General features: G+C 51.0%; 15 protein-coding genes, 1 tRNA gene and 1 pseudogene. 1 reads left to right on the plus strand and 16 read right to left on the minus strand.

What is annotated here, in order from left to right:
• Positions 1-386: 386 nt before the first annotated feature.
• The 7 genes and pseudogenes from ACQGXV_RS09785 to ACQGXV_RS09815 all read right to left on the minus strand — a co-directional run.
• Positions 387-638, minus strand: a pseudogene (locus ACQGXV_RS09785) (colicin E3-like toxin immunity protein); the annotation flags it as partial.
• Between the two features lie 8 nt (positions 639-646).
• Positions 647-2014, minus strand: a complete 1368-nt coding sequence (locus ACQGXV_RS09790) for a colicin E3/pyocin S6 family cytotoxin (RefSeq protein WP_440866265.1) — start codon at positions 2012-2014, stop codon at positions 647-649.
• Positions 2015-2266: 252 nt separating this feature from the next.
• Positions 2267-2800 carry a hypothetical protein gene (locus ACQGXV_RS09795; RefSeq protein ID WP_440866266.1) on the minus strand — a complete coding sequence of 178 codons (534 nt, stop codon included), beginning with the start codon at positions 2798-2800 and terminating at the stop codon, positions 2267-2269.
• Complete coding sequence (locus ACQGXV_RS09800; RefSeq protein WP_440867359.1) at positions 2797-3324, minus strand: lysozyme; 528 nt, start codon at positions 3322-3324, stop codon at positions 2797-2799. Before ACQGXV_RS09800 ends, ACQGXV_RS09795 begins: the two co-directional genes overlap by 4 nt.
• Entirely contained in the window at positions 3324-3578 is a 255-nt protein-coding gene (locus tag ACQGXV_RS09805) for an HP1 family phage holin (RefSeq protein ID WP_440866267.1), read from the minus strand. Before ACQGXV_RS09805 ends, ACQGXV_RS09800 begins: the two co-directional genes overlap by 1 nt.
• Positions 3579-3658: 80 nt before the next feature.
• Positions 3659-3733: transfer RNA gene (locus ACQGXV_RS09810), tRNA-Asn, on the minus strand.
• A gap of 216 nt (positions 3734-3949) precedes the next feature.
• Positions 3950-4627, minus strand: a complete 678-nt coding sequence (locus ACQGXV_RS09815) for a bacteriophage antitermination protein Q (protein ID WP_440866268.1) — start codon at positions 4625-4627, stop codon at positions 3950-3952.
• A gap of 370 nt (positions 4628-4997) precedes the next feature.
• Here ACQGXV_RS09815 and ACQGXV_RS09820 point away from each other — a divergent pair, with 370 nt between their 5' ends.
• Positions 4998-5132 carry a hypothetical protein gene (locus ACQGXV_RS09820; protein ID WP_440866269.1) on the plus strand — a complete coding sequence of 45 codons (135 nt, stop codon included), beginning with the start codon at positions 4998-5000 and terminating at the stop codon, positions 5130-5132.
• 326 nt (positions 5133-5458) lie between these two features.
• On the opposite strand, the gene ACQGXV_RS09825 is transcribed toward ACQGXV_RS09820, so the two are convergent.
• From ACQGXV_RS09825 to ACQGXV_RS09865, 9 genes are all read right to left on the minus strand, one after another.
• A complete protein-coding gene (locus ACQGXV_RS09825; RefSeq protein WP_440866270.1) occupies positions 5459-8203 on the minus strand; it encodes a DUF927 domain-containing protein in 2745 nt (914 codons plus the stop codon).
• Positions 8149-8487 (minus strand): hypothetical protein, encoded by a 339-nt coding sequence (locus ACQGXV_RS09830; protein WP_440867360.1) that lies wholly within the window; start codon positions 8485-8487, stop codon positions 8149-8151. The genes ACQGXV_RS09825 and ACQGXV_RS09830 overlap by 55 nt, the downstream gene beginning before the upstream one ends.
• A 15-nt stretch (positions 8488-8502) precedes the next feature.
• A complete protein-coding gene (locus ACQGXV_RS09835; protein ID WP_440863245.1) occupies positions 8503-9081 on the minus strand; it encodes a hypothetical protein in 579 nt (192 codons plus the stop codon).
• Positions 9078-9410, minus strand: coding sequence for a hypothetical protein (locus ACQGXV_RS09840; RefSeq protein WP_440866271.1), 333 nt, complete (start codon positions 9408-9410; stop codon positions 9078-9080). The genes ACQGXV_RS09835 and ACQGXV_RS09840 overlap by 4 nt, the downstream gene beginning before the upstream one ends.
• A complete protein-coding gene (locus ACQGXV_RS09845; protein ID WP_440863243.1) occupies positions 9403-9603 on the minus strand; it encodes a hypothetical protein in 201 nt (66 codons plus the stop codon). Before ACQGXV_RS09845 ends, ACQGXV_RS09840 begins: the two co-directional genes overlap by 8 nt.
• Positions 9596-10483 (minus strand): hypothetical protein, encoded by an 888-nt coding sequence (locus ACQGXV_RS09850; RefSeq protein ID WP_440866272.1) that lies wholly within the window; start codon positions 10481-10483, stop codon positions 9596-9598. The genes ACQGXV_RS09845 and ACQGXV_RS09850 overlap by 8 nt, the downstream gene beginning before the upstream one ends.
• Positions 10476-11246 carry a Rha family transcriptional regulator gene (locus tag ACQGXV_RS09855; protein WP_440866273.1) on the minus strand — a complete coding sequence of 257 codons (771 nt, stop codon included), beginning with the start codon at positions 11244-11246 and terminating at the stop codon, positions 10476-10478. Before ACQGXV_RS09855 ends, ACQGXV_RS09850 begins: the two co-directional genes overlap by 8 nt.
• Before the next feature lie 10 nt (positions 11247-11256).
• Positions 11257-11757, minus strand: coding sequence for a hypothetical protein (locus tag ACQGXV_RS09860; RefSeq protein ID WP_440866274.1), 501 nt, complete (start codon positions 11755-11757; stop codon positions 11257-11259).
• Positions 11758-11943: 186 nt separating this feature from the next.
• On the minus strand, positions 11944-12231 hold the full coding sequence (locus ACQGXV_RS09865; protein WP_440866275.1) for an ANR family transcriptional regulator: 288 nt from the start codon (positions 12229-12231) through the stop codon (positions 11944-11946).
• Between the last annotated feature and the right edge of the window lie 155 nt (positions 12232-12386).

Here is a 12386-nt window from a genome sequence, read left to right on the forward strand (position 1 = left end):
GTGACTTTGGTGATTGTTTAGCCCTCAATACGCACCGCCAGTTCTATAATCAATGGCATAGGCCCGATAAATTTCAGGGATTTATGCCTGTGCCGGGTGGGGGTAACCGGATGCACCACCTCAAACGCCTGACCTTGGGTTAACTGTCTGTTTTTGGGGGTAAAGGATAGGGTGGTTCCCACATGACCCAAATCACAGTCGAAGGTGCCGCCCAGCAGATGCACCCGCATCATGGCATTGGGTAAGCGGTTTCCATGATATTGATAACTGGCGCGTAGAATTTCCCCGCTTATCTCCGGGGTTACTGTCATGTGCCAGCTTCCGTTCTGCTCATGGGCAGAAGGGTGTCCGTGCAAATCCCAGCGTAAGGTACGCATGTCTTTTGGCCATTCGTCTCGATAGACAAAAGAAATCTGATAGTCATATTTATCATATTGAATCTGATGCTTAAAATAGGGCTGCAGGACAGTGACCCAGTGAGATTTAACATTAAATTCGCCATTATTGACATTGTCTTCAATCGGCAAGCCTAACTGTTCAATCACAGAGCCATCGTCACGTAAATCACGGGAATATTCTTCACCAACACCCTCTTCTGTGGATTTGTCATACCATGATAAATCTAGTTTTAATCCCATACCCCACCTCACAGATATTTTTTAATGTTACGTCCCGGTACTGCGGGTTTACTTTGCTGACCGGTTTTAGGGTCAAAGCTGCCCAGATGCTCACCGTCACTGGCCCGATACCCTTCCAGCTCGCCATGTTGATAGTCCCATTCATAAATCGTTCTTTTTTTTGCATCCATCCAGCGTCTTCTTTCTCCTGAACCACCCTGTTTTGGGGTGTTGCCTTTTTTCTTAATAAGCCCGGAAAATCCAGTGATTTCTTCTGTTTCAGGATGCGGATGATAATCATGCCCGGCGGGTTTTGCGCCTTTTCGGGGCTTGTTGAACATCACATAGACCGGCTCCATCCCCGCATCGTCGGGATAGACCAGTATAATATCCCGGTTGACTGAATCAAAGGCATCCGGAAAGGGGGTGATGGGCACCGCAGGGGGATGGCTTTCGCCGCCGGTATGCACGGTGACGGGCACGTCAGCGATTGGCGTTATCAACGGTCCCAATGAGGGAATATCGGCCATTACCGGTGGTGTTGTCACCAGTTTTCCACCCGGTACCTCGACAACGTCATGGACATACAGTCCGGTACTGACATCGTATTTTGCTTTCACCACCTTGACAGGCTGTACGGTAGGATGTCTGACCACCTTGATGTCAATCGCTTTTTCAGCGGTTAATACACCGCGTACCGGCATATTGACGGTACCTGCGGTATTTGCCGCCTGCGCCAGGGCTGCTTTATCTGGTAAATTCATTACCTGAGCGGGGAGCGCCAGTGAAAAGAAATTTTCAGGGGTTCTGCCCGGCACCTTGTCACTGCCGATACCGACCTTTGGCGAATAAAAAGCTGAAGCGACCAAAAATCCCATTGGTGTCGCTGCGGCGATTTCCGCGCCTGCGCTCGCTAATGCACTGATAGCAGAGCGCAATCCAGCCAGCAAAGCCGCGGCAGAGATGTCGGTGAGGGCAATGCTGCCCACTCCGGCGACCGAGAAAACCGGGACAGGGTGGGCCAGTGCCTCAGGCGTTATCATCGCCCCGGACAGGGAAAGTGTCTTTACCTGACTCAACAAGGCGTGAGCCTGCTGATAACGCGCCCGTTGAGCCGCTATCTCGGCGTTATTCGGGCCTTGATGTCGATGTCGGTCTCCACGCTCGCCACCATTGCCACCGCCACGGTGAGTATGACTGCTAGAGCGGCGATCACTGCCGGAATAGTGGCTTATTGAGCCACGATTATCGGTTGTGGTGGCGGTACCGTCACCATGATGCGTGGTATGGCCCCCGAGATTATGACTATCATAACCGCGAGAATTATCTCGCCCGCCGAATCCGGTCCAACTGGGACTGCGTTTTTTCCTCGTGGTTTTTTCTTCTTCGTCAGCCATCAGATAACGCTCCTTATATTGATGCTGTATATTTGTACAGAAACCCTGTTCTGACACGACGTCAACGCCAGGTTTTCGGTGTTTTTAGATGCGCTATTGGTGCGCGGGGATATTGCGGACACAAAAAGGCCAGGATTAACCGAGCCTCATGTTTCGCAGCATTGCCGCGTCTCTCGACGTTGCGCCGCCACTTGCTGTCATCACAGCCATTAAGAATTGATCACCTGCCTTTGCGGTTGAACAAATCTGTATCTACTTGTCGGGTAAATTCTTTCTCTCCACCTCAATCTGCCGAATGCCTGCCAATTGGCTATTCGCCTGGTCAATCGCAGTCAGCAGCGGATCAATCCAGTAAACAGCCTGCGCGTATGTCAATCGGCAGGCGGTGGCAATGGCGCTAACACTGGTTGTGTCAGGTTTGCCGGTATCGCCGTGCATGGCGCTGGCACGTAAATGGTACGTATACTCGAGCAACCGGCCAGCAACATCATCAGGTACGCACCGGCCGCTAACTGGGTCTTTCCTGACCACCGTCCGAATAATGATTTGTCGCTCATCTGATTTGGCCTTGATGTTGGTAGCGCATTGGCTGGCTTGCTGGGATATCTGGTTGAAGCGGTTAAATTCGAAAGCCTGCTTAGCGATTACTGACGATTGGCCCGCCGTTTCTTGCGTCAGCCTTTCTGTTTTGCCTTGTTCGGTGCTGTATTTGCTGTGGTAGTAGTAGACGCCGAAAGACAATGCAGCAATAAGGGCAGCGAGAGCGGCGTAGAAATATAGCCTCATGCGCCCAATCCCCAGCACGAAAGCTCTGACTCCTGGTCACGCCGTTCTATCTGCCCGTAACAGTTGTTTGAGCGGATACGGCAATCTTTCCCACCGTCCCAAATCCAACGCTTTATCTCTTTACAGGCACCGATAAGGTCACCAGCATTCAATTTGCGGTAGAACGTTGAAGGAAAGCAGTTACCGGGTCCAATGCTCCACGGACAGAAGGAAGCGATGCCGACTTTCTGAGTCTCAGTGAGCGGCACGTTAACGTTGCGGTCCACCCAATCGAGCGCCTTCCTCTGCTCAATGGCGTCAATCTTTGCGCACTGCTCAGCGGTCAGCTTCATCCCCTTCACTACCGGCTTGCCCTCGACCCGTGTCACGCCACCGCAAATCGTCCAGATACCGCCGCCGTCAAGATAAGCGTTTATGCGCATACCCTCTTTTTCCGACTGGAAGTGCGCCATCATCACGGAGGCAGTCGCGCCGGCAGCGATTAGCGCCAACATTACCGCACTGAGTTTGCTTGCTTTTGACATCATGCACCGCCTCTTTCCCTCAGTTGGTATTCCTTCCTGCGGTAGTACCAGTTGATAGCAAAGGTGCCGATTGTGCAGACCATACCGACAATAATCGCCCAGTCGCCAAGGCTTAACCCGGCAACCTTATCTGCAAGCAGCAGGACGCTCTCTTTAGTCGATGCGGCGTAGGCTCTAGCTGATGCACCAAGGCCCATTAAGCCCGTCCCGGTTCCATATGAAAGCCTGCTGTAGAGAGTGCTCATTCGTGTCATAGCCTCACCCGCTAAGTGGGCGCTGTGTGTGATTGAAAGGGGAAATAAAAAAAGGCCACGCATTAGCGCAGCCTGAAATGTGGCGAGACAGGAAGGATTCGAACCTTCGACCATTCGGTTAACAGCCGAACGCACAACCGCTATGCTTCTGACCCTGAAATAGAAAAACCCCAGCGGTTAACTGGGGTCTTATCGCACATCTTAACCAAACTGATATAGAGGGAACAACAAGCGAGATGTGCGACACAATCATCTTATTCAGCAATCAGTCGCTGTCAATAGTCACGTCAACCTTAAGTAAGGAATTTAAATTTATGGCAGCATATCAAATATGCCGAAAATATAGTCCATAAAGTTCGGTTTTGCAAGCGCTATGTTGCAAAATATGCCAAACGTGATTCACTTCGCCGTGTTTTTACGGCTAACAATGCGTCACTGTCCAGACATGATACGCAAGCAATCAGCCCCTGCCAGTGATGACGATAATTCTCTGACCACGTTGATTTAGTGACACCGGATAAAACTGCCAGTTCACTATCACTGTAATCAGGACATGCCTTCGGACAGCCACATTCAGACGCATAACGTTGTACAGCTAACCATACCAGAGATTCGATACGACGGCGGGCTTTATCCTTTGTGCCCTTGCCGACGAGTGTTTCCCGGTATTCTTTCCAGACGTGCTGGCAAATGATTACCTGGTAGTCGTAGTTCAAATCGTTGCCATAGCAGTACCGTATCCATGCCTCTTGATGGGGTTCAAGATGCCCTAAAGCCCTGCGCCATGAAGCTGTGCCGTAGGTGATAGGGTCTATCGGGGGCATCGGCTTTCTTCTGCTGCGTGTTTCCGGGCAGTGCATGGCGTCGGTTGTCGCACAAACTTTACGTCCCTTAAGCTGAACCAGGCGGGGGCGCTTACGGGTGTGTACCGTTGCTCTGGCCATCGCAGCACCGTTAAATGTATCCAGTTGGCCCCTCCCGGTTTGCCGAACGTCTGCCAGTGCGGTACTGACACAGCCACGCAAATATTCAACATATTGCTGATTCATCAGGCAACCCCCATAATTATTTTGACAGCATCAGAAATAAAGGCGTTGAACCAAAAGTAATTCAACGTTCATAGCCGATTATTTTTTATTTTCTGATAGATTAATTATCGCATAATAAATCGCGGTCAGTAAGCCTTACTGGGTCTGATGCTGAGCAATAAGCTTAAGATAAGCCTGCTCAACTTTTATCCCTTTATTTAATAGTGTCTGAAATTCAGCGTTAATTAGTTTTATTTCAACTGCCGATAATCTTCTATTCCTGTCTCCTTTTGGTTAGGTGTTCAATAACGTATAGCCAACCGACTTAAAAATGATTACAGCCGGAGCCCTGATATGTGGCAAAGAAGCATAGCTGTCTGTTATCAAAATAATGTCGCTTGGCTATCTCCCTGAGTCGTCTGCAAGCTGGCTAGGCCAGCCAGGAAAAGAAGGTTTTTCCTTTGGCTGGCGTATTGGCTTAGCTGACGTGCCAGCATCAACGGTAGATCAGCCATCTCTGGCCTGAAAAACTTATTTATTTAGATAGGCAAAAAGTGGTAGTTTCAAAAAAATCATCTTATTGATATTTAATTATTTTATAAAAAACCCTGAAACCACTGCCCCCCATTTTGAAACTACCCATCCCAGCATTGAAACTACCTGACCAATAGAGCCTTTTCTCTTTACAAGCATATATGTTTTGCATTCAGTGGTTTCAAATCCCGCTAAATGGGTTTCACATGGGTTTCAGAGAGAAATAATAAAGCTATAAATATCATGATATTATATAAAATATTTACATTTGAAACCCATGAAACCCATGAAACCCATACTTTTTGCTCACGTGAAAAACTATTCTTTTTCCTCCTCAGCTGTGAGCGGAACAATCAGATAGGCTTTTTGTTGAATGCCACCTAAGTGCTCAAGACGAGGAGTAAGTACTTGATAGCGCTTTCCATTGGCTGGCTTCTTCAAACGCCCTGACTCGTGAAGCGTTTTGGCAAATTGCGTCGAGTCATATCCTTTTGCCATCTCTTCCTTGAACGGCTTGGGCAGCACGTAGAACACCACAGGGTCGCCATAGCGCTTAGAGACGCGGTATCCGGCAAGATTGGGGATAATTAGTGCCTGCTCGTTATAATCCAGCGGCGCAAAGCGGCTCATGCCGTATGCACTCAGAAACGCCTCCGCTTGCTCGATGATCTGTTCGAACTCTTTGTTACCCGTCCCGAATGCCGCAATCCATTCATTGAAAACATGCTGTAATGCATCGCGGCAATCCTGCGCATCCCACCCGGTTATGACTTTTCCCATGATCAATGCTGCCTCGATGACGGCAAAACGGTCGGTCACGCGATGCACCTGTTCACCGTAGCTTTCCGGGATAAGTGATAGCCAGCGTCGTTTAGCCTCTTGGTACGCTTCGATAGCTTCTTGCTTACGGGTTGATAGGTATTGGATCCACTCACGACCCGCCGCCCCGTGATGCTGTTTCCACGCGTCTTTCAACGCATCCGCATGCGCCTTACCACTTTCGTATCCGTGTAACTTCGTCGGACGTGTCACCGGGATATTGAGCAACCGCACCAGTTGCCCGGCGTTAACCTTGATACCTGCACTTTTCAGGTAGGTTTCCAGATCACGCTCTCCGGTACTTATTACCGCGGTTTTCCAGTATTTTTGCTCACGGTTGCCGCCTTCCGGGGAACCCTGCAATTTCCCCTTACCGTTGAACAGCGTATAGGCTGCGGTGTACACATGCTTGGGCGCGGCCCCCTGGTCTACCTCATCGAGCGATAGCAGACCGTGGTTATGCGCCTCCGCCTCGTTTGCTACACCAAGTGCCGTGCCGTACCACGTTAACCGCTGGCGCTCTGGCTCACCGTACAGGCTGGCGGCTAAATCCTCCGCGGTCGTCTTACCGGCGGTAGACTGTGCATACAGATGAACGCCGAACCCATCAGCCCCCACCAAGGGCAGCATCGGGGCGGCAAGGGCAACACCCACGGTGAGCATCTGGAAAGGATTACCAGAAGCCAGACGAGCCACATTATCCCGCCAGCTTTCAGGCGTTCCCGCGACGCTGTAGGCTTCTGAGGCGGCGGTGCTTCCGTTAAACAGAATCGGCTGTTCTGGATCCCCGATAATTGAACCATCGGGCATGATATAGGCCCCTTTATGCCAGCCAGAGCGCGGGGTTATGCGCCACATTTCTTCTCCTGCTGAACGTTGCAGCCAGTCGCCGAGCGTTGCCCGCAATCCTGATTTCGTCGTGACATCAACGCCGCCCGCTTTCAGGGTGCGCCATCCTTCACGCTCACCAATGTCAGCAGCCCGTATTGCCCGAGTCACCGCTTTTTGCTTACCCTTGCGCCATTCCAGAATCAGGTAACGCTCTTTTTTATCCTCTCCCTTGCCGATAACCGTGAGAGGCGAGCATAACCACTGCTCCCTGTTAACGATTTCACCACTGTCTTTATCCATTTTAGGCTCGACCCAATACACGCCTTCATCGCGGCTCTCAATCCGGGGCTTAAGCGGATCTGGCGTTTTCTTCGCTTTCTTTCCGCCTTCAATGACAGTTAATGTTGTTGGTGACACGACACTTTCCTCAACCTGCTCTCCCCCCTCCGCTATCAGTATTTCTGGCACCGCTGTACTTGCCACAAAAGCCCGCTGTAGCGCCTCTACGCCGTTCTGTTGGCGGTAATCGTTCCAGTCTGCCTTGTGGTCAGTTGGCGGCACGGCAACCAGGCAACCGGCAGCACGTGCGGCTTCCTCGGCAGCATGCTTACCGACGTTTTCACCCTCCGGGGTCACATCGTTATCTCCGGCTATGATGATCGGCGTTTGGGGCCAGCGCTCCCGCACGACTTGAGCGACAGATAGCAGATTGCCCGCATCAATGGCCGCCAGTATGACCTCAGCGCCACACGCAGCCAGACTCAACCCAGTGGCATAGCCCTCGGTGATCACCACGTTATCGGGGTTCTCGGGGATATCGCCGACGGGAATAAAGGCCCCTTTCTTTTTCGTACCCGCGAGTAGACGCTTTTCTCCCGTGGGCCGTATGGTTTGAGCGCCCGTTACCGTGCCTGCCATCGTGCGCAGTACCAGCAGTAGCGAACCATCGTCAAGCAATGGATGGGGGCCTTTCAGCCCCTTATTGTTGAGATAGACGGACTCGTCCCTATGGGTAGCTTTCACCAATGCCGCCACACGTTCAGCTATCGGGCGTAGAGGCTTCTCTTTGGCGGGCTGCTTCTCCGGCAGCGGCATAGACATAACCTCCGCCACCATCGCGGTTGCCTCGGGGGCAGTGCATTGCTTGACCTTCATCACCAAATCCAGCCCGGTTCCTGAGCCACAGTGGGAACACAGGTAAGTTCCACGCCCCTCTAAATCATCAAAGCGGTAGCGGGTCTTGCCGCCACAGCTCGGGCACTCGCTTTCCTTGCGGTTGGTCGATATGCCAAGGCGCTCCAGAATTGGCTCCCAATGGCCGTTTGCCTTGGCGCGGACTTCATCGACAAAGGAGGGCATTATTTCCCCCTCGCGATAACGGTCGCACCCATGTCGTTGACCATGCTTTGCCATATTTCCCGCCCGGCCTTTGTCAGCCGTTTACCTTTCAAGGATTTGGTAAGCAGCGCGATTGCCAATGATTCCCACTGCGGGTAATTCAGCTTCATGGCTTCCAGCCCGTAAGCGTCTATCAGCTCACGCACCCCGGATACACCACCGATAATGTCAACGCGGATGTCCTGCTCACCTGCGTTTACGGTAAACCAATCGCCGCCGTTCTCTTTTTGTATCGCGGCATACACCGCGGCAGAGTACTGGTTAGCCAGCGAATTAAGACGGAAGTCTTTTGTTACCAGTGCCATATTTCCCCCTTAATGTGCGGTCGGCGCTTCCGGCATCCCGGAATCGTAAATTTGCTGAATGAAGCCATCATGCAACTCGGATAGCACTTCGCGTCCCATCTCGGAGAGGCCGCCGTTTTCATCCCGCATGGCGGCATAGAACTCGATGGCGTTTAGCGTTCCCTGTTCCGCGCCGTATTTCTTAATCAACGCCCCCTCAATGTTGTTAGCCATCGCGAAACGTTCAGTGGACAGATAAAGGTTCATTGCGCCATATTCGCCCTGATAAACCGCACATTCGCGGAACTCGCCCGGCCTCCACTCAACCGTCACGGTGCCGTTGGCTTCCCGCTGCTCATGGTTAAAGGCAAAGGCAATCACCCAGCGCCACAGCAGTAGCACGTCATTGTGGGTATAGTCGTAGTCGGACTGCCCCCATTTGCGGGTGATCTCAAACGCCAAATCAAGGTCGTCATCCCACTCACCAGCGTCAAGGCGCGTCATGGTCTCGGCGTAGGGAATAAGGTCTACATGTTCGTACAGGCGCTCGGCGGTGTGCTGCGATATATTGATACCGTCCGGGGTATTCTCGACGTGATAACGGCTCATGCGGCATCCTCCGTTTTAGCTTTGCAGGATGCAGGCAGACCTTCACGGCACCGGAGTTCAAAATCTGCATCGATTTCATTAAATTTGAGCGCTTCAGCAAAGCGCGGGAGGTACATCAATGATTCAGCGACTGCCCGTAAATCTTCAAGGGCCAGATCATCGCCATATTCCTCACTGCTGCGCGCCCAGAATGCCATGCTGCCCATCGTGCGCAGTGCTGCCATAATGCCATCGAACGCATCGCTGTACTGGTTACGGGCCTCCCTCAGGCTATCCGTGTCCATCTGCTGAAAATCGTGGCGAATAAGTTGGTTGTAGATATCAGCCATGATGTTCCCCCTCCGTCACAGCATCCAACGAGCGACTGATTTCAAAGTTTATGTCACAAGCCAGACTGATTAAGTCGATGAGTACAGGTGAAGATTTCTCATCATTAGCCTTATCAAGAATGACCTCGTACAGCGAACAGGCCACGCTTGCCCGGTATGCGGCGGTATCGAGAGGGATGGGGGTATTACGCATGGTGCACCTCCAGCTTTACCGTCCTGGCTGTGTAGCCGGTTAGTTGTTGTCCATCGATGCGGATGCGTTTTTTCTTCAGTAAGCGGATGTGGTCGGCATAGACATACAGCCATTTACCATCAACGGGGATGCGTTTGAAGCCGAAGCGCTCACGTTCAGATGCCTGCACAAATGGAATAAAAGTATTTTTAGACAATTGGTTATCTGCACACACCCCCACATCTAGCAATCCCTTTCCCCTGATGCGGTGTACCCAGAAGCTCTCAAAGCGCCCGGTGATTTTTCGGGTGCGGATGCTTACATACCCTAAGCGGGTCATCAATCGGCTGAATTCAGCATCGTTCCTGAAGATGCCGGTCAGGTAGTCTATAGCGTGCCGATGCCAGCCCAAGCGCTGATAATTTTTGGCGAGGCCCGAATAGCGCTTTGTATCCAGCAATTCGTACTTATCCGATTGGCGTGGGTTCTGAAATATCAACCAGCCATCCGTTGCCTTTCGCCGCACATCTGGATTGATTTGCAGGGCAAATGTTAATAGCTGCTTGCCATTGCGCCGCTGCTCAAAATGAGTACATGCGGAGCTACTAATGAGGATATTCAGACAGTAATCATCAAGCTTACGTGGATGCACAAAAGACAATAAATTCTTACCTTTCAGTTTATTATCTGCACATACCCCCCAGTGGTACTCATGTGATATCTTGCCGCTTCCTGCCAGCCCGGTATCGCTATCAGCCTCATGCACAGAGACGCCGGAATGCAGCCAGACAAGGCCGTTACCGTTATGCCGCAAGCCAAGGTCGGTCAGCGTGCATGTGCCGTTGTTGATGGGCACCCAGTCACCAGAGATGACCTGACGGCGTAATGTGGCGTTATACATGGTGGACCTCACCAAACAGTTCGGGCAGATTGATACCGTGAACCGTTATCCACGCTTCAGCAGGCCATGAATTGACGGTACCGTAACGTGCATCCAGGACGCGGATAACCGCGACATCATGCTCGGCACACCATTTGCGCAGCGGACGCCACGGGTATTCCTTGCCGGTTTTGTTCATGACCGCCACAATCGTTGCGTGACGGATACATTCACCCAGACGGGCTGCCAGCTTATTGCGCTCCCGCACGGCTACAGAAGCGGTTGCCATCGCGCTTGCTTCACGGCGGCTGCCAATCTCAGCTTTGGTGCGGATAGCTTCGTCACGCTCGAAGGAAATCAGTTGTACGGTCTTGCGCTCTTTGCTCCATGCGATCGCCGCTTCTGCCGGGTCAAGGAAGTTCGGCAGGCCGAGTTCGACGGGGGAACGCAATGTGCGTTCAGATTCCAGTACAAACCAGCGGTCGATGACGGCGGCACGACGCTGTACGTCATATCCGGTAATGAGAATTTCAGTATGGCGGCGGTCGAGAAGGAACTCGCTGACGTAACCGCGTGCATCAATGCAGGCAATGACACCGTTATTAAGTTTAACTTGTTGATTTTCTTTATGGCTCAAGTCTGAGCCATCTTTTGAAATACCGTAAAGCTGCTCCAGCATTTCCCAGATATCACGAATGACGTTTTTGTTAAGCTTATGTACCAGCTCCCCTATTTCACGGCTGGACATCATGGGTTCGTTTTTTATTATCTGTAATTCCGTCATAACTCTTTCCTTAATGAATTTGTTTAGATTTAGGTGTGTCGATAAATGAATCCAGCATTTCTTCGGCGCAGGCGATTAACACCTCGTCGATAAAGTCAACCAGCCAAGGGGATGTGCTACGCTTCCAATTAATTTCATCCCGTTTATAAAATTTCATGACGGAGATATATTTATCCTCGGGCTCCTCATCTATCAGAACATCTTCAATCTGCGTCTTGAGCAGCTTTTCAATAACCGTCTTGTCGATTTCCACCACAGTATTTTCATGACAAAAAATAAATTGTCCGTTTGGGCCACGACCAAATCGTTTAATACACTCACCGATATAGTAGAGTGCAGCACAGGACCTTAGTTGAATGCTGTGAATTTCCGCGAACTCTACTTGCTGCTCACGTGTCAGTGGGCGTTGTTTTTCTCCCTGCTTCATATCGATTAACCATTGAGGCATCACTACACCGCTCTTTCTGATAAATTCAACGAGTTCTTTTCCACTCATTTCATCAATATTCATGGATATAATTCCTGATTAATTAATAACCCTTACGCTCAGAGCAACGCTTGATGGCGTTAATGCAGATATCTTGCTTTTCGCTCGAGGGGGACAGCGGTACAGCCCGACGCCATAGCGTGACAGCCCGACGGTAAAGCCCTCTGCCCTCCAGCCTCTCAGCGGCCTCGGCAAGGCATGTCCAACCGTTCATGAGGCGTTCTCCTCGCAAAGATGGGCTTGCAAAGCTCTCTCGATGACTTTCTTTTCTTTTTTCTCAGCATGTAATCGCTGAGCTTCCAGCTTCAACAGCCAATAACGTTCGTACAGCGAATGACGTTTATTGTTTAGCGTTACCCTTGCCAAAGCATATGCCTTGTTTTTAGGATTTTTGGCATATTCCGCCGCCCGCTTCCATGCATACTCAGCCACTTTGTACTGCCGTTGCTTTTCCATCTCTACGGCATGATTGGCCTCTTGATAATAGAGTTCGTTCATCGCATATCCTGTATTTAGTTAAGGGAATCCCCTGCGGCTATTTCCGCATCATTTAAAATTATTGATTCATTTTAAGTGTTAATACCTGCCGCTCATGGCACCCTGTTTTATTTTATTCTGATGTTTTCACCTTTGGAAAAAATGTGAATTTCGCC

Source organism: Symbiopectobacterium purcellii (genome assembly GCF_052050035.1).
Classification (GTDB): Bacteria; Pseudomonadota; Gammaproteobacteria; order Enterobacterales; family Enterobacteriaceae; genus Symbiopectobacterium; species Symbiopectobacterium purcellii_A.